The sequence below is a fragment of the Kitasatospora sp. NPDC085464 genome (assembly GCF_044541955.1).
In the GTDB taxonomy this organism is placed as follows: Bacteria; Actinomycetota; Actinomycetes; order Streptomycetales; family Streptomycetaceae; genus Kitasatospora.
Map to the genome: position 1 here is coordinate 1 of NZ_JBITTM010000015.1, position 25,504 is coordinate 25,504.

Sequence of the window (25,504 nt, forward strand, 5' to 3'; positions counted from 1 at the left end):
GAGGGGCTTCGTCCAAAAGGGCGGGCAATAGTCCGTCCCCGGTAGTCGGGAATTCACGGTCGCGACCGTCGAGGGCGGTCGGGCGGCGTTCGCCGCCCGGCCGCCCGGCACCTCCCCTCCTCGCTCCGCCGGTGATCGTCGGGCGGGTAGGGTGCGGGCAGCGCGCGCTTCAAGCTACCTGGAAGGAATCGTGTGGAAGCCAACACTCGTGGCACCGGGCGTCTACCGGCTGCCTTCCTGACCCCGGGATCGTCCTCGTTCCTCGACTTCCTGGCGGAGTACCAGCCGGAGCTGATCCCCGGTCGCCGCGGGCTCCCCGAGGGCGCCGTCGTCGAGGCCCCGCACGGGACGACGATCGTGGCCGCGGTCTTCGACGGCGGCGTGGTGATCGCCGGTGACCGCCGGGCGACGATGGGCAACGTGATCGCCCAGCGCGACATCGAGAAGGTGTTCCCGGCCGACGAGTACAGCGCGGTCGGCATCGCCGGCACCGCCGGCCTCGCGGTCGAGATGGTCCGGCTGTTCCAGCTGGAGCTGGAGCACTACGAGAAGATCGAGGGCACCACGCTCTCCCTGGAGGGCAAGGCGAACCGCCTCACCACCATGATCCGGGGCAACCTGGGCATGGCGATGCAGGGGCTGGCGGTCGTGCCGATCTTCGCCGGCTACGACCTGGACCGCGGCCGCGGCCGGATCTTCAACTACGACGTCACCGGCGGGCGTTCCGAGGAGCGCGGCTTCGCCGCCACCGGTTCGGGGTCGGTCTTCGCCCGCGGCTCGCTGAAGAAGCTGTACCGCGAGGACCTGACGGCCGACCAGGCCGTCACCCTGGTCGTCCAGGCGCTCTACGACGCGGCGGACGACGACTCCGCCACCGGCGGCCCGGACCTCGCCCGCAAGATCTTCCCGATCGTCTCGCTGATCACCGAGGACGGCTTCCGCCGGCTCACCGAGGCGGAGGTCACGGAGGTCGCCGTCGCCATCACCGACGAGCGCCTGACCCGCCCCAACGGTCCGCAGGCCCCGCTGATCTAGCCATCACCTCACAGGAAAGGGACGACCGCCGGTGTCGACACCGTTCTACGTCTCGCCCCAGCAGGCCATGGCGGACCGCGCGGAGTACGCCCGCAAGGGCATCGCGCGCGGCCGCAGCGTGGTCGTGCTCACCTACGCCGACGGCATCGTCTTCGTCGCGGAGAACACCTCCAGAGCGCTGCACAAGGTCTCCGAGATCTACGACAAGATCGCCTTCGCGGCGGTCGGGCGCTACAACGAGTTCGAGAACCTGCGCATCGGCGGCGTCCGCTACGCCGACCTGCGCGGCTACTCCTACGACCGGGCCGACGTCACCGCCCGCGGCCTGGCCAACGTGTACGCCCAGACCCTGGGCACCATCTTCTCCTCGGTCGGGGACAAGCCGTACGAGGTCGAGCTGATCGTGGCCGAGGTCGGCCGCACCAGCGACAACGACCAGATCTACCGGCTCACGCCGGACGGCTCGGTCGTCGACGAGAAGAACTACGTGGTGGTCGGCGGCAACGCCGACTCGATCGGCAACTACCTGGGCCAGCGCCACCGCGTCGGCCTGAGCCTCACCGAGGCGGTGAAGGTCGCGGTCGACTCGCTCGCCCGCGACCCCAACGGCGGCAGCCCGCGCAGCCTCACCCCGGAGCAGCTGGAGGTCGCGGTCCTCGACCGCCAGCGGTTCCAGCAGCGCAAGTTCAAGCGGATCCTGGGCAACCAGCTCGGCCGGCTGCTCGACGGGGACCAGTCCGCCGAGGCGGACGACGAGGACAACCCGGCGGACACCGCGCCGGAGTAGCAGTGCCTGCGGAGTCCCGTACGGCGGCCGGACCGCCGACGTGCGGGACTCCGGTGCCCCTGCGGCGGCCCAGTCGTCGTGGAGGCGGTTTCGGACAGCTCCGACCAGAATGGAGTGCTCATGGACCGCCGGATTTTCGGGCTGGAGAACGAGTACGGCGTGACCTGCACGTTCCGCGGGCAGCGACGGCTGTCGCCGGACGAGGTCGCGCGGTACCTGTTCCGCCGGGTCGTCTCCTGGGGCCGCAGCAGCAACGTCTTCCTGCGCAACGGCGCCCGGCTCTACCTCGACGTCGGATCCCACCCCGAGTACGCCACGCCCGAGTGCGACGACGTGGTCGAGCTGGTGACGCACGACAAGGCGGGCGAGCGCATCCTCGAAGGCCTCCTGGTGGACGCCGAGCGGCGGCTGCACGAGGAGGGCATCGCGGGGGACGTCTACCTCTTCAAGAACAACACCGACTCCGCCGGGAACTCCTACGGCTGCCACGAGAACTACCTGGTGGCCCGGCACGGCGAGTTCTCCCGGCTGGCCGACGTGCTGATCCCCTTCCTGGTGACCCGGCAGCTGATCTGCGGCGCGGGCAAGGTGCTGCAGACCCCGCGCGGCGCGGTGTACTGCGTCAGCCAGCGGGCCGAACACATCTGGGAGGGCGTCAGCTCCGCCACCACCCGCTCGCGGCCGATCATCAACACCAGGGACGAGCCGCACGCGGACGCCGAGCGCTACCGCCGGCTGCACGTGATCGTCGGCGACTCCAACATGTCGGAGACGACGACGCTGCTCAAGGTCGGCGCCACCGACCTGGTGCTGCGGCTGATCGAGGCCGGCGTGGTGATGCGCGACCTCACCCTGGAGAACCCGATCCGGGCGATCCGCGAGGTGAGCCACGACCTCACCGGCACCCACCAGGTGCGGCTCGCCAACGGCCGCGAGGCCAGCGCGCTCGACATCCAGGAGGAGTACTACAGCAAGGCCCTGGAGTTCGCCGACCGCAAGGGCATCAACACCGGCACGATCGCGCGGGTCCTCGACCTGTGGGGCCGCACCCTGGAGGCCGTCCGCTCCGAGCGGCTGGACGGGGTGGCCACCGAGATCGACTGGATCATGAAGTACAAGCTCATCGAGCGCTACCGCGAGAAGCACCAGATGAGCATGTCCAACCCGCGGGTGGCGCAGATCGACCTCGCGTACCACGACATCCACCGCCGTCGGGGCCTGTTCTACCTGCTCCAGGGCAAGGGCCAGGCGCAGCGGGTGACCACCGACCTCAAGACCTTCGAGGCCAAGTCGATCCCGCCGCAGACCACCCGGGCCCGGCTGCGCGGGGACTTCATCCGCCGGGCGCAGGAGCAGCGCCGCGACTTCACGGTGGACTGGGTGCACCTGAAGCTGAACGACCAGGCGCAGCGCACGGTGCTGTGCAAGGACCCGTTCCGTTCGGTGGACGAGCGGGTGGAGAAGCTCATCGCGGGCATGTAGTCCACGGTTCGTGAGCGAGGTGCCCTGATCACGGCACCGTCCGGCCCCGGTGGTGTCTACCGGGGCCGGACGCGTGCCGGGCATACGCTGTCCGTCGAGTCAGGAGAGCCGACTTCGACCGACAGTTAGGACCACCGTGCGCCGCACCGCCGGTTTGCTTCTCACCCTGCCGCTGCTGCTGGCCGTCGCCTGCAGCAGTTCCACCAAGGCGGCCGGACCGGCGACGCCGTCCGCGGCGAGCGCTGCCCCGACCGTGCCGGCGCCGGTCAGCGAGGCGCCGCCGATGCCCACTCTTTCGGGTGGCGGATTCGGCAGCAAGGCGACCATCACCATCCCCGAGGGCCAGCCCAGCGGTCAGTTCGTGGTGAACACGGTCACCGAGGGCGAGCGCCAGACCGTCAACAAGGGCGACTGGGTGACGGTCAACTACACCGCGAAGGACTGGACCACCGGCAAGGACCTGCCCAGCTCGTACGACCCGAACGGCAAGCCGCAGCTCTACCAGGCGGGCAGCGGGCAGCTGGTGCCGGCGCTGGACCAGAGCGTGATCGGCAAGAAGGTGGGCAGCCGGCTGCTGGTGGTGGCCCCGCCGGCGGCGGCCTTCGGCGAACAGGGCTCCACCCAGCTGGGCGTCGAGAAGAACGACACCGTGGTGTTCGTGCTGGACATCATGGAGAGCCTGGCGCCGGACTCCACGCTGACCGGGACGATGACGCAGCCGCCCCCGACGCTGCCGCAGGTCAAGGACAACGGCAAGGCGCCGGTGACGATCACGATCCCGGCCGGGCAGCCCGCACCCACCGACCTGCAGCAGGCGGTGCTGATCAAGGGCGAGGGCAAGCAGGTCAAGAGCGGGCAGACCCTGGTGGTGCAGTACACCGGGGTGCTGTGGAGCAACGGCCAGCAGTTCGACTCCTCGTGGTCGCACGGCGGGGCGCAGGCGGTGCAGATCGGCACCGGCAGCGTGATCGAGGGGTGGGACAAGGGCCTGGTGGGGCAGAACGTCGGCAGCCGGGTGATGCTCGTGGTGCCGCCCGCGCTCGGCTACCAGGACAAGGCGCAGGGCGCGGTCCCCGCGAACTCCACGCTGGTCTTCGTGATCGACATTCTGGAAGCGGTCTAGGAAGTCACCCGGGGGATTCCGTACGCTTGGGCGGACGCTCGTACAACGAAGCGTCCGCCCTCATCCTGAGCTGTCATACTGCCCTCGCGCTGTGGCAGGTGCCGTCCGGCGCCGAGGTCCGGGGCGGGCGGTGCGACGGCAGGCCGGCGTTCAGCACGCCGGGCGCAGACCTGGAAGACCTGTGGCGAGATGGATGGGGAGTCATGACTGAGAAGACGCCGAGCCCGGGCGGGGCCGGCACCGCGGCGAACGACAGCTCTGCGGGTGACCCGGCCGCCTCCCGTCCCGGCGGCCCGCTTCCGGGGGACGGCGAGTCGATCGTCGTCCCGCCGTCGATCCTGAAGCAGCAGGCCGGCTGGGCGCAGCCCGGCGAGGCGCCGCGTGCCCCGGGCGGGACGACGACCGACGACACGCCGCAGATCTTCGCCTCCACCGTCCGCCGGGCCGACACCTCCGAGGCCGGGTACGACGAGAACCCGCCGAGCGTCGGCCGGCTCGGTGTGATCCTCGGCACGGTGCTGGCCGTGCTGCTGGCGGGCAGCGCCGTGACGCTCTACCTGGTCAACAAGGACGGTGGCGGCAAGGACGCGAGCGCCGCGAAGCCGGACGCCGCGACCGCGCCGCCCAAGCCGACCGCCGACCCGGTGCCGCCGATCAAGGACAGCGCCAAGGTGCTGCCGACCGTCACCGGCGACTTCGGCAAGAAGGCCGACATCCAGGTGCCGGGCGAGGCGTCGGACGGCTCCTTCGTGGTCAAGGTGCTCTCCGAGGGCTCCGGCGCCAAGGTGGACAAGAACTCCTGGACCTCGGTGGACTACACCGCCAAGGACTGGAACACCGGCAAGGACATCCCGAGCTCGTACGACGCCAACGGCAAGCCGCAGATCTTCCAGGCCGGCACGGACTCGCTGATCCCGGCGCTGGACCAGGCCGTGATCGGGAAGAAGGCCGGCAGCCGGATCCTGGTGGTGGCACCGCCGGCCGCCGCGTTCGGTTCCCAGGGCAAGGCCGACATGTCGATCGGGCCCAAGGACGACCTGATCTTCGTGATCGACGTCCGCAACGCCAACGCGCCGGACGCGGTGGTCAGCGGCACGGTCACCCCGCCGCCGGCGGACTTCCCGCAGGTCAAGGACAACGGCAAGAAGCCGGCCGAGATCACCCCGGTGGCCGGCGCCAAGGACCCGACCGAGCTGAAGTCCCACGTCCTGATCAAGGGCAACGGGCCGAAGGTGGAGAAGGGCGAGAAGGTCGTCGTCCAGTACACCGGCGCGCTGTTCAAGGACGGCAAGGTGTTCGACTCCTCGCTCAGCAAGGGCCAGGCGTTCACCTTCCCGGTCGGCGGCGGCCAGGTCATCCAGGGCTGGGACCAGGGCCTGGAGGGCCAGACCGTGGGCAGCCGGGTCGAGCTGGTGATCCCGGCGGCGCTGGGCTACGGCGACAAGGGCCAGGGCGACATCCCGCCCGGCGCGACGCTGGTCTTCGTGGTGGACATCCTGGACGCCGGTCAGGGCTGATCCACTTTCGGGTGACAATAGTGTCTGTGTGACCTTCGGGCCCGGCCGCGTGGCCGGACCCGTACGGGCGGCGGGCGCGCGTACCGTGGTCCGTCCCCGCTGTCGGGGCGGACCGGGTGCGGGCGCCCGCCGCTTGGTCGTGTACGGAACCGCCAAATGTGAGAAGAGGGACTGTGAGCGTCAACCTCAACGAGAAGCCCGAGATCGACTTCCCGATCGGCGACGCCCCGACGGAGCTGCAGATCCGCGACATCGTCGTCGGTGACGGCGCGGAGGCCAAGAAGGGCCAGAACGTCAGCGTCCGCTACGTCGGCGTGACCTTCGAGACGGGCGAGGAGTTCGACGCCAGCTGGAACCGGAGCCCGAACGAGTTCCGTTTCCCGCTGGGCGGCGGCCGCGTCATCAAGGGCTGGGACCAGGGCGTCGTCGGCATGAAGGTCGGCGGCCGCCGCGAGCTGACCATCCCGTCGCACCTGGCCTACGGCAACCAGTCGCCGACCCCGGCCATCCCGGCGGGCTCGACCCTGATCTTCGTGGTCGACCTGCTGGCCGTCTGAGCCTGCTCGCACCGTGGGCCGGACCCCTCCGGGGGCCCGGCCCACGGGCTTGTCCGGGTGCGGAGGACACCGCGCGGGAACCGGGTGCGGGAGGCCGCTTTTGCAGTGCGTACCGCTACCGGTACGGTCGGTCCCGCCGGGTGGTGATCGCCCGGTTGGCGCACCCCGCGCGCGGCGCGGCACACCGGAAGGGTCAGCGATGGCGATCGCCAAGGCAGAGCGGCTGATGAATCTCGCCCTGTGCCTGATGAACACCAGACGTCCGCTCTCCAAGAAGGAGCTGCGGGAATCCATCGAGGCGTACCGCGAGGCCTGGCAGGGCAGCAGCGAGGACGCCTTCAACCGGATGTTCGAGCGGGACAAGGACGACCTGCGCGAGCTCGGCCTGGTGATCGACGTCGACGAGAGCGCCCTGGACGGCGAGCTGGGCTACCTGGCCCGCGCCGACCGCAACCGGCTGCCCGAGATCGCGCTGGACGCCGAGGAGGCCGCCGCGCTGACGCTGGCGGCGCGGGTCTGGCAGCAGGCCAAGATGTCCGGCGCGGCCAGCGGCGCGCTGCAGAAGCTGCGCGCGGCCGGGGTGCCGTTCGCCGAGGCCGAGGGCCGTTCCGCCCTGGAGCCGCGCATCCCCGCCCGGGAGGCCGCGTTCGAGCCGCTGCTCACCGCCGCCCGGGACCGCCGCCCGGTCACCTTCGAGTACCGCAAGGCCGGCGCCGCCGCCGTCGAGCAGCGCAGCGTGGAGCCGTGGGCGCTGGAGTGCTGGCGCGGCCACTGGTACCTGGCCGGCTACGACCGCGACCGCGGGGACGCCCGGGTGTTCCGGCTCAGCCGGATCACCGGCAGGGTGAAGGCGCGGAGCGGGGCGTTCCTGGGCACCGTGCCCGAGCACGTGGACGTCCGGGCCACCGTGGCGAAGTTCGCGGGGGAGGGGGCCACCGCCACCGCGACCGTCCGGGTCCGCCGGGGCGCCGGCTTCCCGCTGCGCACCAAGGCGCTGAACAGCACCCGGGTGGACGAGGCCTGGGACGAGCTGGAGATCCCGTACGGCAACGGGCTGGGCGCCGATCTGGCCGAGTTCGGGCCGGACGTGGTGGTGCTCGGGCCGGAGGAGCTGCGGGCGGATGTGGTCGACCGGCTGCGGGCGGTCGCGGGGCTGGACTCGGAGGACGTACGGGCATGAGCAACGCCATTGACCAGACCAGGCGGATGCTGTCGCTGGTCACCTACCTGCGCGAGCGGCCGGGGGCCGAGGTCGCCGAGGTGGCCCGCGCCTTCGGGATCAGCGAGCGCGAGCTGATCGGGGACCTCAACGTGCTGCCGATGTGCGGCACCAGCTTCCGCGGCGGCGACCTGCTCGACATCGACACCGACGGCGAGCGGATCTGGTGGCACAACGTCGACGACGTGGCCCAGCCGCTGCGGCTGGCCGCGGACGAGGCGACCGCGCTGCTGGTGGCCGCCCGCGCGGTGGCCGGCCTGCCCGGACTGCGGGCCGGGGACCGGGAGGCGCTCACCCGGGCCGTCGCCAAGATCGAGAACGCGGCGGGCGAGAGCGCCGAGGGCAGCGCCCGGGTCGGCGTGACCTTCGAGGCGGAGAGCCACGTCTTCGCGGACATCGACCGCGCGCTCAGCGAGGGCCGCCGGCTCTGGCTGCGCTACTACTCGCACGGGCGCGGCGGGATGACCGAGCGCGAGGTCGACCCGATCCGGCTGCTCACCGAGGGCCACACCTACCTCGAAGCCTGGTGCCGCACCTCCGAGGACCACCGGATGTTCCGGCTGGACCGGGTCGCCGAGATCCGCGTGCTGGACGTCCCGGCCGACCCGCCCCGGCGCGAGCCGCGCGACCTGAGCGGCGGGCTGGTCAACCCGGCGGCGGACGACCCGGAGGTGGTGGTCGAGGTCTCCTCCGGCGGCCGCTGGGTGGCCGAGTACTACACCCACGACCGGGCCGAGGAACTGCCCGACGGCGGGCTGCGGATCACCCTGCGCAGCGCCGACCCCTCCCAGCTGCGCCCGCTGGCGCTGCGGCTGGGCCGGGACGGCCGGATCGTCTCGCCGCCCGAACTGGCCGAGCAGGCGCGCTCGGCCGCGCGGGAAGCGCTGGCCGCCTACGGGGAGGGGCAGGTCTGAGCGGTGGAACCCGGGACCAGATTCAAGGTGTACTGCTCGGAGTGCCGGGAGAAGGTCGAGCTTCCGGCCGAGGAGTTCCGCCTGACCCTCGGTCGCACCCCGGCCCAGGCGCACTACAGCTTCGGTTGCCCGCTGTGCGGGGCCGCGGTGCGCAAGCCAGCCGGGGAGAAGATCGTCGAGGCGCTCACCGGGGCCGGGGTCCGCACCATGCGGCTCGTCCCGGTCGAGGGATAGTGCCCGTGGTGCCCGTATAGGGTGGGGCGCATGTCCTGGATGCTCGTCGCCGCCGTCCTGCTCGCCACCGCGGGCCTGCTGGTCCTGGGGGTCCTCGCGGCCCGGCTCTGGCTGGACGTGCGGGCGCTGGCCAAGGGCGTGGACACGGCCTCGCGGGCGCTGGCCACGGCGGCCGAGGAGCTGGCCGCGGCGGTGCCGGGCCGGTAGCACACCGCGGACGTGGACGGTACGGGGGCTGCTGCGCGGACGTAGGGCCGGGTTACGCTCTCAGATGGCTCCCGAATCCGTGTGCCGGGGGCCGCTGTCCTGTTCGGGCGGCCGTCGTCGTGGCGTCACCCGCAGCGGTTACCATCCGCAGCGGGCGGCCCGGCGGGCCGCCATGACTGAAGGTGGTCGCGCATGCGCATCTCGATGACCGCGATCGTGGTGATCGTGGTACTCGCCATCGTGCTGTTCGGAGCCAAGCGGCTGCCGGAGGTCGCGCGGTCGCTGGGGAAGTCGCTGCGGATCCTGAAGAGCGAGGCCAGGGCGATGCGGACGGACGGCGAGTCCGAGCAGTCCGCGCGGCCCGCTCCGGCGCCGCTGGACGGCGCCGCGGGCCGGGCCGTCCCGGGAGCTCCGGGCGCGTCGGACACGGCCCGCCCGGTGGCGGAGCCGGACGGCGAACGCCCGCACTGAGCGCGGCGCGCACGTGACGCACGTGACGCACGTGACGCACGCGGTGGGCGCGACACACGCGAGGCACGCGAGGCACGCGAGGCACGCGACCATGGAGGCCCGTCGACCGGCGGGCCTCGACGCACGAGTTGAGGACCGGGGTTGAGCAAGCTCTCCAAGGCGCCGAAGGCGTCAAAGGATCCTGAGGGGCGGATGGCCCTCGCCGACCACCTGCGGGAACTGCGCAACCGCGTGGTCAAGTCGGTCCTGGCGATCGTGCTGATCACCATCGTGGCCCTGATCTACCACAAGCAGCTCGAAAGCCTCCTCCTCAAGCCGCTTCCGCAGTGCACCGAGGCGACCGCGGGCCAGTACCACGGCAAGTGCGCCCAGGTCTCCACCATCGGTCTGACCTCGGGTTTCACCTGGATGCTCAAGGTCGCGCTGACGGCCGGCGTGGTCGGTTCGGTGCCGATCTGGCTGTGGCAGGTGTGGGCGTTCGTGGCGCCCGGCCTGCACCGGCACGAGAAGAAGTACACCGTCATCTTCATGGTGTGCGGGGCGCCGCTGTTCCTGGCCGGTGTGGGTGTCGCGTTCCTGGTGCTGCCCGCCACGGTCGAGGTGTTGATCTCGTTCACGCCGGACAAGACCACGCCGATCCTGCCGCCGGACGACTACTTCGACATCGCCACCCGGATGGTGCTGGTCTTCGGCCTCGCCTTCGAGTTCCCGCTGCTGCTCGTGATGATGAACCTGGTCGGCATGGTCAGCGGCAAGCGGCTGCTCGGCTGGTGGCGCGGCATGGTCATGGGCATCACGGTGTTCGCGGCCTTCGCCACGCCGAGCGCCGACCCGCTGACCATGCTCGCGCTGGCCGCGCCGATCTGGGGCCTGTACTTCATCGCGGTGATCATCGCGCTGGCCTTCGACAAGCGCAAGGCGCGCCGCAACCCGGACGCCCTGCTGGACGACGAGGAGGCCTCGCACGTGGACCTCTCCGTGCAGCCGGTGGCCGGTGCGGAGAGCGTCCACGCCTCCGCGGCCCCCGCGGCGAGCAGCGCTCCGGTGCCGGCCGCGCGGCACGAGCAGATGGACGACATCACCTGAGCGGGTGGGTCCTGAGGGAGCCCCGGCCCGTCGCCAGCGAGCGATGGGCCGGGGCTTTCCGCTGGTCGGGGGCTTTTCCGGGTTTCGGCCGGGCGGTCTTGGCAGGGTGGATGGCATGTGACATATTACTGACGTGCTGAAGACCGAGAGACCTCCCCTGGACGTCGTCGTGGTCGGCGCCGGTGTGGTCGGCGCCGCCTGCGCCTACTACGCCGCCCGCGCCGGGCTCGCCGTCGCCGTCGTGGACCGCGGGCCGGTGGCCGGCGGCACCACCGGCGCGGGCGAGGGCAACCTGCTGGTCTCCGACAAGGAGCCCGGGCCCGAGCTCGACCTCGCGCTGCTCAGCACCCGGCTCTGGCGCGAACTCGCCGAGGACCTCGGCGCCGCCGTCGAGTACGAACCCAAGGGCGGCGTGGTGGTCGCCTCCACCGGCGCCGGCCAGGAGGCGCTGCGGGCCTTCGCCGCCGGTCAGCGCGCCGTCGGGGTGGTCGCCGAGGAGGTGCCCGGCGAGCGGCTGCGGGAGCTGGAGCCGCACCTCGCCCCCGGCCTGGCCGGCGGCTTCCACTACCCGCAGGACGCCCAGGTCCAGCCCGCCCTGGCCGCCGCCCACCTGCTGCGCGCCGCCCGCCGGATGGGCACCGAGCTGATCACCGGGGAGACCGTGACCGCCGTCGACCGGGGGCCGGACGGCGCCGTGCGCGGCGTGCGGACCGACCGCCGGCGACTGGCCGCGCCCGCCGTGGTGAACGCGGCCGGCACCTGGGGCGGCGAGCTCGCCGCCCTGGCCGGGGTGCACCTGCCGGTGATGCCCCGGCGCGGCTTCGTCCTGGTCACCGAACCGCTGCCGCGGGTCGTCCGGCACAAGGTCTACGCCGCCGACTACGTGGCCAACGTGGCCAGCGGCTCGGCCGGGCTGGAGACCTCCGCCGTGATCGAGGGCACCCCCGGCGGGCCGGTGCTGATCGGCGCCAGCCGGGAACGCGTCGGCTTCGACCGCACGCTCTCCCAGGAGGTGCTGCGCCGGCTGGCCGGCCAGGCCGCGGAGCTCTTCCCGGTGCTCGCGGACGTCACCGTGCTGCGCGCCTACCGGGGCTTCCGCCCGTACCTGCCGGACCACCTGCCGGCCGTCGGGGCCGACCCGCGGGTCCCCGGGCTGTACCACGCCTGCGGGCACGAGGGGGCCGGGATCGGGCTCGCTCCGGCGACCGGGCTGCTGATCAGCGAACAGCTCACCGGGAAGCAGCCGGGGCAGGACCTGGTGCCGTTCCGCCCGGACCGGTTCCCGGCGCCGTGACGCCCGGCCACCGGGCCGCCGTGACGCCCGGTGGGGTGGGACCCACCACCGCGCGGGGTCGCGCCCGCGATCGTTCCGCATGAGATTCCGTCCTGGATTGGAGACGCCGCCGATGCGCCGCCGCACCCCCGCCGGGCTGGTCGAGGCCGAGCCCGGGCCCGCCCACCACATCGAGTTCGACGGGCGGCCCGTCCCCGCGCTGCCCGGGCAGTCGATCGCCGCCGCCCTCTGGGCCGACGGCGTGCTCGCATGGCGCACCACCCGGGTCGGCGGCAAGCCGCGCGGGGCGTTCTGCGGGATCGGCAGCTGCTTCGACTGCCTGGCCACCGTGGACGGCCGGCCCAACCAGCGCACCTGCCTGCTCCCCGCGGAGCCCGGCACCACCGTCACCACCCAGGAGGGCCACGGCCGTGCCGACCTCGCCGTCTGACCCCTCGTCCTTCGACCTCGCGGTGATCGGGGCCGGCCCGGCCGGGCTCGCCGCCGCCGTCACCGCCGCCGACCTCGGGCTGCGCTGCGTCCTGCTGGACGGCGGACAGCACACCGGCGGGCAGTACTACCGCCACCCGGCGCCCGGCCTCGGCGCGGCCCGGCCGGACCGGCTGCACCACCACTGGTCGGCCTACACCGGCCTGGCCGGCCGGCTCGACGCCCACGAACGGGCCGGGCGGGCCGCCTTCCGGGCCGGGCACCAGGTCTGGGCGCTGGAGCGCGCCGCGGACGGCTTCGCGGTGCACGCCACCCGCGGGCCCGAAAGCACCGACCGGGCCACCGTCCGGGCCCGGTCGGTCCTGCTCGCCACCGGCGCGTACGAGCGCCAGCTGCCGTTCCCCGGGTGGACCCTGCCCGGGGTGGTCACCGCGGGCGGCGCCCAGGCGATGCTCAAGGCCGGGCTGGTCCTGCCCGGACGCCGGATCGTCGTCGCCGGGAGCGGACCGCTGCTGCTCGCCGCGGCGTCCTCGCTGGTCACCGCGGGCGCCGAGGTGCCCGCCGTGGTCGAGGCCACCGCCTACCTCGGGTACGCGCGGCGCCCGGGCGTGCTGGCGGGCGTCCCCGGCAAGCTGGTCGAGGGCGCCGGGCACGGCGGTGCGCTGCTGCGGCACGGCGTCCGGCTGCGCCCGCGCAGCGCGGTGGTCGAGGCGCACGGCACGGACCGGGTCACCGGTGTCACGGTGGCCCGCCTGGACGCCGACTGGCGGCCGGTGCCCGGCAGCGAGCGGCGGATCGACTGCGACGCCCTCGCGGTGGGCCACGGCCTGCTGCCGCAGATCGACCTGGCCACCGAGCTGGGCGCGCGGACCACGGCCGGACCGGACGGCGCGGTCGCGCTGGCGGTCGACGCCCGGCTGCGCACCAGCGTCCCCGGCCTCTGGTCGGCGGGGGAGACCAACGGCGTCGGCGGCGCCGACCTCGCGCTCGCCGAGGGCGAGCTGGCCGCGCACGCGGTGGCCGGGGCGCTGCCGACGGCCGCGCTGCTGCGCCGGCGCTCCCGGCTGCGGGCCTTCGCCGAGCTCATGGCCGCGGCCCACCGGCCGGGGCCGGGCTGGACCGGCTGGCTGCGCCCGGACACCGACGTCTGCCGGTGCGAGGAGGTGCCGGTCTCGGCGATCCGGGAGGCCGTGGACGAGCTGGGCGCGGGCGATCCGCGCACCGTCAAGCTGCTCACCCGGGCCGGGATGGGCTGGTGCCAGGGGCGGATGTGCGGTCCGGCCGTGGCGTGTCTGGCCGGCCCGGCTGGGGATCCGGGCGGTCCGGGGCCCGACCGGCGGCCGCTGGGCTGTCCGGTGCCGCTCTCGCAGCTGGCGGCGGGGCCCACCCAGGAGTCGTGACGGGCGCGCCGCCGAACCGGCGACCGCCGACGAAGCTGCGCCCGCCGTGGAACCGGCGCCCGCCGACGAACCGACGCCCGCTGTGGAACCGATGCCCGCCGTCGAACGGACGGGCCGGGGACCTTGTCTCCGGCCTGTCCCTGCTTATAAAATGTCACACCTCACCAAGGAGTCCATCGTGTCCATCACCCCCCACGACACCGCCCGTCCCTGGCGCGGCATCATGGTCGCCACCACGATCCCGCTGCGCCCGGACCACTCCGTCGACTACGACGCCTACGCCGAGCACGTGCGCTGGCTGATCGACTCCGGCTGCGAGGGCGTCGTCCCCAACGGCTCGCTGGGCGAGTACCAGACGCTCACCGCCGAGGAGCGCGCCCGGGTCGTCGAGGTGGCCGTCGAGGCGGCCGGCGACGGCGCCCGGGTCATGCCCGGCGTGGCCGCATACGGCAGCGCCGAGTCCCGCCGCTGGGCCGACCAGGCCGCCGAGGCCGGCGCCGGCTCCGTGCTGCTGCTGCCGCCGAACGCCTACCGGGCGGACCACGCCTCGGTGCGCGCGCACTACGCCGAGGTCGCCAAGGCGGGCCTGCCGATCGTCGCGTACAACAACCCGATCGACACCAAGGTGGACCTCGTCCCCGCGCTGCTCGCCCAGCTGCACGGCGAGGGCTCGATCGTCGCCGTCAAGGAGTTCAGCGGGGACGTCCGCCGGGCGTACGAGATCGCCGAGCTGGCCCCCGGACTGGACCTGCTGATCGGCGCCGACGACGTGCTGCTGGAGCTGGCGCTGGCCGGTGCGGTCGGCTGGATCGCCGGCTACCCGAACGCGCTGCCGGAGGCCTCGGTGGCGCTCTACGACGCCGCTGTCAAGCACGACCTGGAGACGGCGCTGCCGCTCTACAAGTCGCTGCACTCGCTGCTGCGCTGGGACTCCAAGACCGAGTTCGTCCAGGCCATCAAGCTCTCGATGGACCTCGCCGGGCGCCCCGGCGGTCCGGTCCGGGCCCCGCGCCAGCCGCTCACCCCGGAGATCGAGGCGGCCGTGCGGGCCGCCACCGAGAAGGCCCTGGCCGAAGGCCTCGCCTAGCCGTGCCGCCTCCCGGCCGGCTGCCCGCGCAGCCGGCCAGGCCCCCCATCAACCACCAGAACCTGTACGGGAGTTGTGACCCATGCGCAGCCGTCACGTGTTCCACGCCGTCGACTCGCACACCGAGGGCATGCCGACCCGGGTGATCACCGGCGGCTTCGGCGTCATCCCCGGCGCCACCATGGCCGAGCGCCGGGTGCACTTCCAGCAGCACCTGGACCACTTCCGCACCCTGCTGATGTACGAGCCGCGCGGCCACGCGGCGATGAGCGGCGCCATCCTGCAGCCGCCCACCCGGCCGGACGCCGACTTCGGCGTGCTCTACATCGAGGTCTCCGGACTGCTGCCGATGTGCGGGCACGGCACCATCGGGGTCGCCACCGTGCTGGTGGAGACCGGGATGGTGCCGGTGGTCGAGCCGGTCACCACCGTACGGCTGGACACCCCGGCCGGGCTGGTGGTCGCCGAGGTGCACGTCGAGGACGGCGCCGCCAAGGCGGTGACCATCCGCAACGTGCCCTCCTACTCCGTCGCCCTGGACAGCAAGATCGAGGTGCCCGGCTACGGCACGGTGACCTACGACCTCGCCTACGGCGGCAACTTCTACGCCATCCTGCCGCTCGCCGAGTTCGGGCTGCCCTTCGAGCGCGAGCGCAAGCAGGAGATCCTGGACGCGGGCCTCGCGATGATGGACGCGATCAACGCGAGCCCCGACCGGCCGGTCCACCCCGAGGACCCGTCCATCCACAGCTGCCACCACGTCCAGCTGCTCGCCCCCGGCTCCACCGCCGAGCACTCCCGGCACGCGATGGCCATCCACCCCGGCTGGTTCGACCGCTCGCCCTGCGGGACGGGCACCTCGGCGCGGATGGCGCAGCTGCACGCGCGCGGGGAACTGCCGCTCGGGCAGGACTTCCGCAACGACTCCTTCATCGGCACGACCTTCATCGGGCGGCTGGTCGAGGGGACCGAGGTGGCCGGGCGGCCCGCCGTGGTGCCCACCGTCACCGGGCGCGCCTGGGTCACCGGCACCGCCCAGTACTTCCTCGACCCCAGTGACCCGTTCCCGGCGGGCTTCCTGCTCTGAACCGGCGGGCCGCCTGTTCCGGCCGGGCCTCCTGCTGCTGCGGCCGGGCGGGCCTGCTGTTCCGGCCGGGCGCGCTCCCGGCTCCGAACCCGGCGGGCTCCCGGCACCGAAACCGGCGGTCTCCTGCTCCGCACCTCCCCTGAAGGGCTGCAAGTCGTGACCATCACCTCGTACAACCCCGCCGATCCGGACGACCTCGTGGTCGCCGTCGAGGAACCCGGCGCCGAGGCCGTCCGGGCCGCCGTCGGGCGGGCGCGCACCGCGCAGGCCGGCTGGCTCGCGGCCGGCGCGGGCGCCCGGTCGGCGGCGCTCGGCCGGATCGCCGACGCGGTCGAGGCGCACGCGGAGGAGCTGACCGCGCTGATCGTGCGCGAGGTCGGCAAGCCGCTCGCCGAGGCGCGCGGCGAGGTCGCCCGGACCGCGGCGATCTGGCGCTACTACGCGCAGGCGCCGTACGCGGCCTCCGGGGCGGTGCACGAGACCGCAGCCGGGCCCGGACTGCTGCTCACCCGGCGCCGCCCGTACGGGGTGGCCGGGCTGATCGCGCCGTGGAACTTCCCGCTGGCGATCCCGACCTGGAAGGCCGCGCCGGCGCTGGCGGTGGGTAACACGGCGGTCCTCAAGCCCGCGCCCGAGGCGACGGCGTGCGCGCTGCGGCTGGCGGAGCTGGCCCTCGGTGCCGGCCTGCCCGAGGACGTGCTCACCGTGCTGCCCGGTGGCGCGCAGGAGGGCGCGGCGCTGGTCGAGGCGGCGGACGTGGTCTCCTTCACCGGCTCGACCGGCGTCGGCCGGGCCGTGGTGCGCGCCGCGACCGAGCGCGGGGTGCCGGTGCAGGCCGAACTCGGCGGGCTGAACGCCGCGTTGGTGCTGCCGGACGCCGACATCGCGCAGGCCGCCGGCCACATCGCGGCCGCCATCGCCGGGTACGCCGGCCAGAAGTGCACCGCCACCAGCCGGGTGATCGCGGTCGGCGCCGCGTACGAGCCGCTGCGCGAGGCGCTGGTCAAGGCGCTGGCGGCGGTGGACGACTCGGTGTGCGGGCCGGTGGTCAACTCCGCCGCCCGGGAGCGGCTGACCCTCGCCGTCGGCTCGGCCGTGGCGGCCGGCGCCGAGGTGCTCACCGGCGGCGGGGTGCCCGAGCGGGCCGGCTGGTACGTCGAGCCGACCCTGCTCGCCGGGGTACCGGCCGAACACCCGCTGGCCCGCGAGGAGTTCTTCGGCCCGGTCGCCGTGCTGCACGCGGCCGCCGACCTGGACGAGGCGATCGCGCTCGCCAACGACACCCCGCACAGCCTCTCCACCTCGGTGCACACCCGCAGCCTGGACGTGGCGCTGGCCGCCGCCGACCGGCTGGACGCGGGCATGATCCGGGTCAACGCGCCGTCCAGCGGCGTCGACTTCCACCTGCCCTTCGGCGGGGCCAAGGGCGCGAGCCACGGCGAGCGCGAACAGGGCCAGGCCGCACTGGACTTCTACACCGTCAGCCGGACCGTCAGCGTGCTGCCGGGCGGTGGCGCCTGATGTACGTCCGCACCGTCGACTACCACACCGCCGGCGAGCCGTTCCGGATCGTGCTGGACGGCGCACCGGCGATCCCCGGCGAGACCGTCGCCGAACGGCGGGCCATCGCGCTCGGCGCGGGCGGCAGCGCCACCGCGCCCCGGCCCAGCGCGCTGGACGACGTCCGGCAGCTGCTCACCCGGGAGCCGCGCGGCCACGCCGGGATGTACGGCGGGTTCCTGGTGCCGCCGGACGACGACGGGGCGCACCTCGGCGTGCTGTTCTGGCACAAGGACGGCTACTCGACGGCCTGCGGGCACGGCACCATCGCGCTCGGCGCCTGGGCGGTGGACTCCGGACTGGTCGCGTCCCCCGAGGACGGCGTGGCGCCGGTGCGGATCGACGTGCCCTCCGGCCGGGTCACCGCGCTGGTCCACCGGGCCGGGGGGCGCACCACCGGGGTCACCTTCCGCAACGTGCCCACCCGGGTGAGCGCGCTGAAGCTGCCGGTGCGGACCTCGCGCGGCACGGTCGAGGTCGCCGTCGCGCACTCCGGCGCCTGCTACGCCTCCGTGCCGGCCGCCGCGCTGGGGCTGGCCGTGGAGCCGGCGCAGCTGGCCGAACTCACCGCCGCGGGGCGGGAGATCAGGGCGGCCCTGGCGGACTCGGAGGCGGTGGCGCACCCGACCGACCCCCGGCTGTCCGGGGTGTACGGCGTGATCCTCCACGACGAACTCCCCTCGGAAGAGGGGGTGTTGAACCAGCGGAACGTCACCGTCTTCGCCGACGGGCAGATCGACCGCTCGCCGTGCGGCTCCGGAACCTCCGCCCGGCTCGCGGTGCTCGCCGCCGAGGGCCGGCTGGCCCCGGGCGAGCCGCTGCGGCACGAGTCGGTCATCGGCACGGTGTTCACCGGCCGGGTGCTCCCGGGCGGGGACCCCCTGGGCGAGGGCGTCGTCACCGAGGTCGGCGGGACGGCCTGCCGCACCGGCGAGCACGGCTTCGTGCTGGCGCCGGACGACGAACTGGGGACGGGGTTCCTCCTGTGAAGCCGACTGCCCGGCCCGGTACGGCGGTTGTGCCGCTCCAGTACGCCGTGAAGGGCACCGGCGGCGTCGGGCCCGCCGGGGCAGTGGGGGCGATCGAGCGGGTGCTGCTGGACGGGTTCGACCCGGAAGCGGCACCCGCCCGGTCGGCCGTGCCGGTACCGGCCGGCGAGCTGCTGATGATGCCGGCCGTCGCCGGGCCGTACGCGGGCGTGAAGATCGCCGGGGTGGCGCCGGACAACCCGCGGCACGGGCTGCCCCGGATCACCGGCAGCTACCTGCTGCTGGACGGGCCCACCCTGCAGCCGATCGCCCTGCTGGACGGTGCCGCGCTCACCGCGCTGCGCACGCCGGCCGTCACCGTGGCCGCACTGCGCCGGCTGGCGGTGCCGGAGGCCGCGCACCTGGTGCTGTTCGGATCCGGACCGCAGGCGTACGGGCACCTCGACGCGCTGCTGGCCGTCCGGCCGCTGACCCGGCTCACGGTGGTCGCGCGCGACGCCGGGCGGGCCGGGGCGCTGGTGGCGTACGGGCAGCGGCTCGGGCTGGCAGCCGCCGTCGGCGGGCCGGAGGCGGTCGCGGAGGCGGACCTGGTGGTCTGCTGCACCACCGCGCGCACACCGCTGTTCGACGGGGCGCTGGTGCCCGCGCACGCGGCGGTGGCGGCGGTCGGCTCGCACGAGCCGGACGCGCGGGAGGTGGACGCGGCGCTGGTCGAGCGGGCCGAACTCTACGTGGAGGCGCGCTCGGTCGCGGTCCGGGAGGCCGGGGACCTGCTGATGGCGGGCGTGGCCGGGCGGCAGCTGTGGAACCTGGCCGAGCTGGTGCGCGGCGACGCGCTGCTGCCGACCGGGCGGCCGCGGTTCTTCAAGAGCGTCGGGATGGCCTGGGAGGACCTGGCGGTCGCGGCCGAGGTGCACCGGGCGGGTGCCGCGTTGCCGTAGCGGCTCAGTCGCCGATGAAGCAGATCCGACTGCCCGGTGTCGCGGCGCAGTCGGCGAGCAGGTTGCGCAGGTCGCGGACGGCCGCCCGCTGCGCCTCGGTGGTGCAGCGGGCGAGCAGCGCGGTGGCTTCCTCGAAGGCGGCCGCCGCGTCCTGCTCGTCGAGGTGGGTGTCGCGGTGCGGGTCGATCCGGCCGAGCCGGTGGTCGGCCGGGCCGGTGTGCGCGGCCAGGGCTTCGGCGAGCGCGCCGCCGTGGTCGACCGACAGGTGCAGCAGGCCGGTGGTCCGGCCGCTGTTCGGGCGGCCGTCGTACAGGGCGATCTCGATGCCCAAGTCCGTTGCTCCCGGTGGTGGTCGGGAGTCGTGGGGCCGGAGCCGGCCCGGTGGGAAGGGATCCCCCGCCGGGCCGGCTCCTTCTGCGTGCCGCGGTGCGGTCAGCAGTAGGTCGCGAGCAGCCGGGCCAGGTGCTTGCCGCTGACCAGCAGCGGCTCCTCGCTGCGGGCGACCTGGGCGGCGAGCTCGGCGCCCTCCAGGGTGCTGATGACCGTGCCGGCCAGTTCGCCGGCGTCCCGCCCGTCGATGCCCGCCGCGACCAGGTGTTCCACCACGACGGCCCGCCAGTTGGCGAAGGCCTCGGCCACGGCCTGCTCGATCCCCGGCGCGCGGCCGACCGTTTCCAGGGCGGTGCTGCTGATCGGGCAGCCGTCCTGCCAGTCGGAGGCGCGCAGCTCCCGCGCGAGCATCGTGGTGCAGGCGACGATCGCCTCGCCGAGGTCCGCCGAGGAGCCGAGCCCGGCGCGCAGCAGGACGGCGAACTCCTCGTCCCCGTGCCGGATCGCCTCGGCGGCCAACTCCTGCTTCCCGCCGGGGAAGAAGTGGTAGACGGAGCCGAGGGTGGCCCCGGCCTCGCGGGAGATCTGCTTGATCCCGGTGCCCTCGTACCCCTGGCGCTGCAGCAGCCGGGAGGTGGCCCGGACGATCCGCTCGCGGGTGCCGACGGGGGCGGCAGTGGTCTTCGCGGGGGTCTCGGGCGCATCGGGCGTCTTCACGGCGTGATCCTAGCCGATGAAATGAATAGAGCGTTCGTTCCAGAGCTGTGTTAGCGTCGGCCCGGCGTTCTGGATAGAGCGTTCGTTCTAGCGGAGGGGGTAGCTGCATGTCCGTCGAGCGGCAGCAGAGGTCGAACCGGTCGGAGCCGTCGGAGCCGTCGAAGCGGTCGGAGCCGTCGGGGCGGTCGGTGACGGTGATCGGGCTCGGCCCGATGGGGCGGGCCATGGCCGGGGCGTACCTGGATGCCGGGTACGCCGTCACGGTGTGGAACCGCACGGCCGGGCGGGACGGTGAACTCGTCGCCCGGGGCGCGGAGTCGGCGCCGAGCGCGCAGGCGGCGGTGGCGGCGAACGAACTGGTCGTGCTCAGCCTCACCGACTACGACGCGGTGTTCGCGGTCCTGGACGCCGTGGCACCGGTCCTCAAGGGCAAGGCCGTCGTGAACCTCAGCTCGGACACCCCCGAGCGGGCCCGCGAGGCCGCCCGCCGGCTCGCCGGGCTCGGCGCCGGGCACCTGACCGGCGGTGTGCAGGTGCCGCCCTCGGGCATCGGCAGCCCCGGGTCGTCCACCTTCTACAGCGGGCCGGTCGAGCTGTTCCAGCGGCACCGGGCCGCCCTGGAGGTGCTCACCGGCGCCGACTACCGGGGCGACGACCCCGGGCTGGCGCAGCTGTACTACCAGATCCAGATGGACCTGTTCTGGACCTCCCTGGTCGGCTACCTGCACGCCACGGCGATCGCCGAGGCCAACGGGATCACGGCCGAGCAGTTCCTGCCGTACCTGAGCTCGACGGCCGCCTCGCTGCCCGGCTTCCAGGCGTTCTACGCGCCGCGGATCGCCGCCGGCGACCACCGCGGGGACGTCGACCGGGTGACGATGGCACTCGCGAGCATCGAGCACGTCCGGCACACCGCGGAGGCCTCCGGGGTCGACGGCGCGCTGCCCGCCCTCCTGGCGGAGAAGTTCCGGCGGGGCGCGGAGTCCGGGAACGGCGCGGCGAGCCTGACCACGCTGGTCGGGCAGTTCCGTCGGGCGTAGCCCCGACCGCAGGGGCAGATCGTGTGCCGTCGGCCGTTGTCACGGCCGACGGCCGCTGCCACCATGAGCGACGGCGGGCTTGACGGGCCGTTCGAACCACGGACAGTTGCGCACGCAACGTAACGTGACATTGTACGCTGGTGTTCTGCACCCATCCGGAGGAACACCATGGCCGACCTCAAATCCCGCACCCTGATCTCCGTCCAGGAGCGGCTTCGCGACCAGGTCGCCCACGCACTCCGGGCGGCCCTGATCTCCGGCGAACTGCGCCCCGGCGTCGTCTACTCGGCGCCCGCCCTCGCCGCCGACTTCGGCGTCTCCGCGACCCCGGTCCGCGAGGCCATGCTCGACCTCGCCCGCGAAGGCCTGGTCGAGGCCGTCCGCAACAAGGGCTTCCGGGTCACCGAACTCACCGAGCGCGACCTGGACGACTACACCGAGATCCGCGCCCTGATCGAGGTCCCGACGGTCGGCCGGGTGACGCGCTCCGCGACCAAGGACCAGCTGGAGCAGCTGCGCCCGCAGGCCGAGGCGATCGTCGCGGCGGCGCGCAAGCACGACCTGATCGGCTACCTGGAGGCCGACCGGCAGTTCCACCTCGACCTGCTCGGCCTGGCCGGCAACGCGCGGCTGGTCGACGTCGTCGGCGACCTGCGCAAGCGCTCGCGCCTCTACGGCCTCAACCGCCTCGACGAGCGCGGCGAGCTGGTGTCCTCGGCGGAGGAGCACCTGGAGCTGCTGGACCTGATGATCTCCGGCGACGCCGAGGCGGCCGAGGCCTGCATGACGCGGCACCTCAGCCACGTCCGCTCGCTGTGGGCGGGCCAGGACGAGGCGGCCGAGCCGGAGCGCCCCGCGCTGCGCCTGCGCGCCCGGTAAGGGGTCAAACCACTCGTCCGGGTGAAGGCTGACGATCGGGCGTGGGAGGGCGCCCGGGTTCTACGATGATGCTCTCGACATCGGCAGTCAGGAGGAAATCCATGTCCGCCGCAGCTGTGGAAGAGCCCATGGAGCAGCCGACGCTGCTGCAGGCCGCCGAGCTGATCTCTCAGCAGCTGGTGGGCCACAGGGTCGAGATCATCGGAGGCCAGATCACCGTGACACCGCCTCCCGACGGGCCGCACGCGGAAACGCTCACCGACCTCATGATCCCGCTGTGGGCTGCGGGACTTCACGGTGAGACATCCCGACTGGTTCAGGGAATGGGAATGTGGCTCCCCGGAGGCGCGTCCGACTACGCGATTCCCGACCTGTCTCTTGTCGATGCCGATTACCAGGATCACCTGATCGAGCACAACTGCTACGACCCGGTGATCTTTCGGCTGGTTGCGGAGGTCACGTCGTCCAACCATCTGTCCGACGTCAAGATCAAGCCCGGGATCTATGCCGAAGCGGGAGTTCCCGTTTACGTCATCATCGATCGCAAGAACCAGAAGGTCATGGTACTGACTGAGCCACGAGGCGGCGAGTACCGGGTGCACGCCGTCCACCACCCGGGGCAGACGTTCACCTTGCCGGAGTCGATCGGAGCCGGTGTGACGCTTGCCGTGGACGATTTGCTCATCGCCAAGAAATGACGATCTCTGTGCAGAGCAGTGCGCTCTTCATGGCCGAGGCTCTTTTCGAGCGCTTTCCCGGACACCGGGTGGAGGTGCTCGGCGGTGAGGTGTCCGTCGAGCCCGCCCCGGACATGCGGCATGCCCGAATCCTGAAGCGCGTGGTGCGCGCCTGCCACGACGCCGGCCTGGACGACGGGATCGTAGAGGTCTTCCAGCGGCTCGCGATCCGGCTGCCCACCGGCCCGGACGACTTCGCGATGCCCGATCTGTCGATCGTCGACGCCTCAAGCGACGACCACGTGGTCGCGTACGACTGTTACGACCCGAAGGTCTTCCGCCTGGTGCTGGAGGTGACGTCGGCCGCGCTGTGCAGCGACCTCACCAGGAAGCCCGCCGCGTACGCGCTGGCCGGGGTGCCGGCCTACGTGATCGTGGACCGGACCGATCGGCAGGTGGTGGTGCTGACCGAGCCCGAGGGCGGAGAGTACCGGCAGCGGGTCGTCCGCCGTCCCGGGCAGGTGTTCACGCTGCCCGGGACGGCGGTGACCTTGGACATCGGCGGTCTGCTGTCCTAGCCGACCGCGGCCGGCAGGGTCAGCTTCCCGTCGTGGACCTCGGCGATCCGGTCGACGGCGGTCAGGTGCGTCCGGTCGTGGGTGACCAGGACGGTGGCCGTCGCCCGGCGGTGGGTGAGCTCGGTGATCAGGTCCAGGACGGCGGCGCCCCGTTCGTGGTCGAGGGCGCTGGTGGGCTCGTCCACCAGCAGCACCGTGGGGTCGTTCATCAGGGCGCGGGCGATGTTGACGCGCTGGCGCTGGCCGCCGGAGAGCTGGTGCGGGCGGCGCCCCGCCTGGTCGCGCAGGCCCACGGCGTCCAGCAGTTCCAGGGCGCGGGGGAGGGCTTCGCGGGGGGCGCGGCCGTCGAGGTGGGCCATCACCTGGAGCTGTTCGACGGCGGTGAGCGAGGGCAGCAGGTTGGCCTGCTGGAACACGATGCCGATCTTCGTACGACGCAGTGCGGTGAGGTCCGCCCGGCTGAGGCCCGCGGTGTCGGTGCCGTCGATGACGACCCGCCCCGAGTCCGGGGTGATCAGGGTGGCGGCCACCGCCAGCAGACTGGACTTGCCGGAGCCGGACGGGCCGACGACGGCGGTGATCGAGCCCTCGGGGACGTTCAGCGAGACGTCGTCCAGGGCGGTGAGGCGGCCGTCGCCGTCCGGGTAGGTGAGGGTGATGCGGTCGAGGGCCAGGGTCATCGGGCGCTCCCCAGGGCGGTCAGCGGGTCGACGGAGGTGATCCGGCGGATGGACAGGGCCGCGCCGATCGCACCGAGGGCGATCATGACGGCGGCGGGCAGCAGGACGGTCGGGGCGTCCAGGACGAAGGGGACGGCGGAGCCGATCAGCGCGCCGAAACCCGCCGCGACCGCGGTGCCCAGCAGGGTGCCGAGCACCAGCAGCAGGACGGCCTGGCCGAGCGCGTCGCGCAGCAGGTAGCGGGTGGAGGCGCCGAGGGCCTTGAGGACGGCGACATCGCCGCTGCGCTGGATCGTCCAGACGGTGAAGAACGCGCCGATCACCAGTGCCGAGATGGCGAACAGGAAGCCGCGCATCAGCTGCAGGGAGCCGTTCTCCGAGGTGTACGAGCCGATCGCGGCGAGGGCGTCGTCGCGGGTGCGGGTCTCGGTGCCGTGGCGGGCGTCGGCGCCGGCGAGGTCGGCGCCCTTCGCGGTGGTGAGCGCGATGACGGTGGCGTGGCCGGCGCCGCCCGGGGCGAACTGCTGCCAGTCGGTGAGGCCGGTCCAGATCACCGGGGTGTGGCTGTAGGCGGCATCGCCCTCGACCGCCGCGACCCGCAGCGGGTGCCCGGCCATCGTGAATTCGGCGCCGGGGACGAGGCCGCCCAGGTTCTCGGCGGCCGTCTTCGACAGCACCGCCTGGCCGGGGGCGATCCGGGAGCCCTGCGGGGCGAGCCCGGAGCCGTCCGGGACGCCGAAGGCGGAGAGCGCGGCGGTGCGCTGCCCCGCGGCGGCCTTGGTGGTGGTGATGCCGAGCGGCTGGGCGGAGGTGACGCCGGGCTCGCGGGCCCAGGCCTGCCACTGCTCGGGGGTGACCTGGGAGTCCGTGAAGGACAGCTCCTGCCCGTCGGCCGGCTTGGAGAACACCAGGTGGTCGGCGGGCAGGCCGGTGATCGCGGAGATGTTCTGGCGGCCGAGGCCGGCGGTCAGACCGGACAACAGGCCGACCAGGACGGTGATCAGGACGATGACGGTTCCCATCAGGGCGAACCGCCCCTTGGCGAACCTCAGGTCCCTCCAGGCGACGAACACGGTGGGCCTTCCTCTGCACGGGTGTTTTCCGACGCTTCCACCGTCGTGGACCGGGGGGCCCGGAGGCATCGAGCCGGGGATTGCATCCTGGGCATCAAAGGGCAGAAGCGG

Annotated in this window: 28 protein-coding genes; 24 read left to right on the top strand and 4 right to left on the bottom strand. The window is 73.3% G+C overall.

The window, feature by feature from the left end; all coding sequences use genetic code 11:
• Window positions 1-192 precede the first annotated feature (192 nt).
• The 20 genes from prcB to ACIGG8_RS15330 all read left to right on the top strand — a co-directional run bounded on the left by prcB (window position 193) and on the right by ACIGG8_RS15330 (window position 19,419).
• Complete coding sequence (prcB, locus tag ACIGG8_RS15235; protein WP_396548290.1) at window positions 193-1,035, top strand: proteasome subunit beta; 843 nt, start codon at window positions 193-195, stop codon at window positions 1,033-1,035.
• A gap of 31 nt (window positions 1,036-1,066) precedes the next feature.
• Window positions 1,067-1,822, top strand: a complete 756-nt coding sequence (gene prcA / locus ACIGG8_RS15240; RefSeq protein WP_350523845.1) for a proteasome subunit alpha — start codon at window positions 1,067-1,069, stop codon at window positions 1,820-1,822.
• A gap of 120 nt (window positions 1,823-1,942) precedes the next feature.
• A complete protein-coding gene (pafA, locus tag ACIGG8_RS15245) occupies window positions 1,943-3,304 on the top strand; it encodes a Pup--protein ligase (protein WP_350523844.1) in 1,362 nt (453 codons plus the stop codon).
• A 136-nt stretch (window positions 3,305-3,440) separates the two neighbouring features.
• Entirely contained in the window at window positions 3,441-4,427 is a 987-nt protein-coding gene (locus ACIGG8_RS15250; RefSeq protein ID WP_350523843.1) for an FKBP-type peptidyl-prolyl cis-trans isomerase, read from the top strand.
• A gap of 203 nt (window positions 4,428-4,630) precedes the next feature.
• Window positions 4,631-5,944 carry an FKBP-type peptidyl-prolyl cis-trans isomerase gene (locus ACIGG8_RS15255; protein WP_396548293.1) on the top strand — a complete coding sequence of 438 codons (1,314 nt, stop codon included), beginning with the start codon at window positions 4,631-4,633 and terminating at the stop codon, window positions 5,942-5,944.
• 173 nt (window positions 5,945-6,117) lie between these two features.
• Window positions 6,118-6,501 (top strand): FKBP-type peptidyl-prolyl cis-trans isomerase, encoded by a 384-nt coding sequence (locus ACIGG8_RS15260; RefSeq protein ID WP_350523841.1) that lies wholly within the window; start codon window positions 6,118-6,120, stop codon window positions 6,499-6,501.
• A gap of 199 nt (window positions 6,502-6,700) precedes the next feature.
• The gene (locus tag ACIGG8_RS15265) at window positions 6,701-7,681 is read left to right on the top strand and encodes a WYL domain-containing protein (protein ID WP_350523840.1); all 981 of its coding nucleotides are present in this window, start codon (window positions 6,701-6,703) and stop codon (window positions 7,679-7,681) included.
• Window positions 7,678-8,634 (top strand): WYL domain-containing protein, encoded by a 957-nt coding sequence (locus ACIGG8_RS15270; protein ID WP_316520336.1) that lies wholly within the window; start codon window positions 7,678-7,680, stop codon window positions 8,632-8,634. The genes ACIGG8_RS15265 and ACIGG8_RS15270 overlap by 4 nt, the downstream gene beginning before the upstream one ends.
• Window positions 8,635-8,637: 3 nt before the next feature.
• On the top strand, window positions 8,638-8,868 hold the full coding sequence (locus ACIGG8_RS15275) for a hypothetical protein (RefSeq protein ID WP_196946782.1): 231 nt from the start codon (window positions 8,638-8,640) through the stop codon (window positions 8,866-8,868).
• A 30-nt stretch (window positions 8,869-8,898) separates the two neighbouring features.
• Window positions 8,899-9,075, top strand: a complete 177-nt coding sequence (locus tag ACIGG8_RS15280; RefSeq protein WP_396548294.1) for a hypothetical protein — start codon at window positions 8,899-8,901, stop codon at window positions 9,073-9,075.
• 192 nt (window positions 9,076-9,267) lie between these two features.
• Window positions 9,268-9,546 (top strand): Sec-independent protein translocase subunit TatA, encoded by a 279-nt coding sequence (gene tatA, locus ACIGG8_RS15285; protein WP_396548296.1) that lies wholly within the window; start codon window positions 9,268-9,270, stop codon window positions 9,544-9,546.
• A gap of 141 nt (window positions 9,547-9,687) precedes the next feature.
• Window positions 9,688-10,632 (top strand): twin-arginine translocase subunit TatC, encoded by a 945-nt coding sequence (tatC, locus tag ACIGG8_RS15290; RefSeq protein WP_350523836.1) that lies wholly within the window; start codon window positions 9,688-9,690, stop codon window positions 10,630-10,632.
• Window positions 10,633-10,765: 133 nt separating this feature from the next.
• Window positions 10,766-11,926, top strand: a complete 1,161-nt coding sequence (locus tag ACIGG8_RS15295) for an NAD(P)/FAD-dependent oxidoreductase (protein WP_396548298.1) — start codon at window positions 10,766-10,768, stop codon at window positions 11,924-11,926.
• Between the two features lie 79 nt (window positions 11,927-12,005).
• On the top strand, window positions 12,006-12,356 hold the full coding sequence (locus tag ACIGG8_RS15300; RefSeq protein WP_350523834.1) for a (2Fe-2S)-binding protein: 351 nt from the start codon (window positions 12,006-12,008) through the stop codon (window positions 12,354-12,356).
• The gene (locus ACIGG8_RS15305) at window positions 12,337-13,755 is read left to right on the top strand and encodes an NAD(P)/FAD-dependent oxidoreductase (RefSeq protein WP_396548299.1); all 1,419 of its coding nucleotides are present in this window, start codon (window positions 12,337-12,339) and stop codon (window positions 13,753-13,755) included. The genes ACIGG8_RS15300 and ACIGG8_RS15305 overlap by 20 nt, the downstream gene beginning before the upstream one ends.
• 223 nt (window positions 13,756-13,978) lie before the next feature.
• Window positions 13,979-14,842 (top strand): dihydrodipicolinate synthase family protein, encoded by an 864-nt coding sequence (locus tag ACIGG8_RS15310; RefSeq protein WP_396548465.1) that lies wholly within the window; start codon window positions 13,979-13,981, stop codon window positions 14,840-14,842.
• Between the two features lie 82 nt (window positions 14,843-14,924).
• On the top strand, window positions 14,925-15,929 hold the full coding sequence (locus tag ACIGG8_RS15315) for a proline racemase family protein (protein ID WP_350523831.1): 1,005 nt from the start codon (window positions 14,925-14,927) through the stop codon (window positions 15,927-15,929).
• 156 nt (window positions 15,930-16,085) lie between these two features.
• Window positions 16,086-17,450 (top strand): aldehyde dehydrogenase family protein, encoded by a 1,365-nt coding sequence (locus ACIGG8_RS15320; protein ID WP_396548301.1) that lies wholly within the window; start codon window positions 16,086-16,088, stop codon window positions 17,448-17,450.
• A complete protein-coding gene (locus ACIGG8_RS15325; RefSeq protein ID WP_396548303.1) occupies window positions 17,450-18,478 on the top strand; it encodes a proline racemase family protein in 1,029 nt (342 codons plus the stop codon). The genes ACIGG8_RS15320 and ACIGG8_RS15325 overlap by 1 nt, the downstream gene beginning before the upstream one ends.
• Window positions 18,475-19,419: an ornithine cyclodeaminase family protein gene (locus ACIGG8_RS15330; protein WP_396548305.1), complete on the top strand. Its 945-nt coding sequence runs from the start codon at window positions 18,475-18,477 to the stop codon at window positions 19,417-19,419. Before ACIGG8_RS15325 ends, ACIGG8_RS15330 begins: the two co-directional genes overlap by 4 nt.
• 4 nt (window positions 19,420-19,423) lie before the next feature.
• Here the strand turns inward: ACIGG8_RS15330 and ACIGG8_RS15335 are convergent, their stop codons facing one another.
• Together ACIGG8_RS15335 and ACIGG8_RS15340 are read right to left on the bottom strand one after the other, a co-directional pair.
• Window positions 19,424-19,750 (bottom strand): hypothetical protein, encoded by a 327-nt coding sequence (locus ACIGG8_RS15335; protein ID WP_396548307.1) that lies wholly within the window; start codon window positions 19,748-19,750, stop codon window positions 19,424-19,426.
• Between the two features lie 101 nt (window positions 19,751-19,851).
• Complete coding sequence (locus ACIGG8_RS15340) at window positions 19,852-20,466, bottom strand: TetR/AcrR family transcriptional regulator (RefSeq protein ID WP_396548309.1); 615 nt, start codon at window positions 20,464-20,466, stop codon at window positions 19,852-19,854.
• 188 nt (window positions 20,467-20,654) lie between these two features.
• Here ACIGG8_RS15340 and ACIGG8_RS15345 point away from each other — a divergent pair, with 188 nt between their 5' ends.
• From ACIGG8_RS15345 to ACIGG8_RS15360, 4 genes are all read left to right on the top strand, one after another.
• Window positions 20,655-21,506, top strand: a complete 852-nt coding sequence (locus ACIGG8_RS15345; protein ID WP_396548310.1) for an NAD(P)-dependent oxidoreductase — start codon at window positions 20,655-20,657, stop codon at window positions 21,504-21,506.
• A gap of 168 nt (window positions 21,507-21,674) precedes the next feature.
• Window positions 21,675-22,385 carry a GntR family transcriptional regulator gene (locus ACIGG8_RS15350; protein WP_396548312.1) on the top strand — a complete coding sequence of 237 codons (711 nt, stop codon included), beginning with the start codon at window positions 21,675-21,677 and terminating at the stop codon, window positions 22,383-22,385.
• A 101-nt stretch (window positions 22,386-22,486) separates the two neighbouring features.
• A complete protein-coding gene (locus ACIGG8_RS15355) occupies window positions 22,487-23,083 on the top strand; it encodes a Uma2 family endonuclease (protein ID WP_350630714.1) in 597 nt (198 codons plus the stop codon).
• Entirely contained in the window at window positions 23,080-23,640 is a 561-nt protein-coding gene (locus ACIGG8_RS15360) for a Uma2 family endonuclease (RefSeq protein ID WP_396548315.1), read from the top strand. The genes ACIGG8_RS15355 and ACIGG8_RS15360 overlap by 4 nt, the downstream gene beginning before the upstream one ends.
• Here ACIGG8_RS15360 and ACIGG8_RS15365 read toward each other — a convergent pair.
• Together ACIGG8_RS15365 and ACIGG8_RS15370 are read right to left on the bottom strand one after the other, a co-directional pair.
• Window positions 23,637-24,320 carry an ABC transporter ATP-binding protein gene (locus ACIGG8_RS15365; RefSeq protein ID WP_396548316.1) on the bottom strand — a complete coding sequence of 228 codons (684 nt, stop codon included), beginning with the start codon at window positions 24,318-24,320 and terminating at the stop codon, window positions 23,637-23,639. The genes ACIGG8_RS15360 and ACIGG8_RS15365 overlap by 4 nt on opposite strands.
• Window positions 24,317-25,393, bottom strand: coding sequence for an ABC transporter permease (locus ACIGG8_RS15370; RefSeq protein WP_396548317.1), 1,077 nt, complete (start codon window positions 25,391-25,393; stop codon window positions 24,317-24,319). The genes ACIGG8_RS15365 and ACIGG8_RS15370 overlap by 4 nt, the downstream gene beginning before the upstream one ends.
• Window positions 25,394-25,504: the final 111 nt, after the last annotated feature.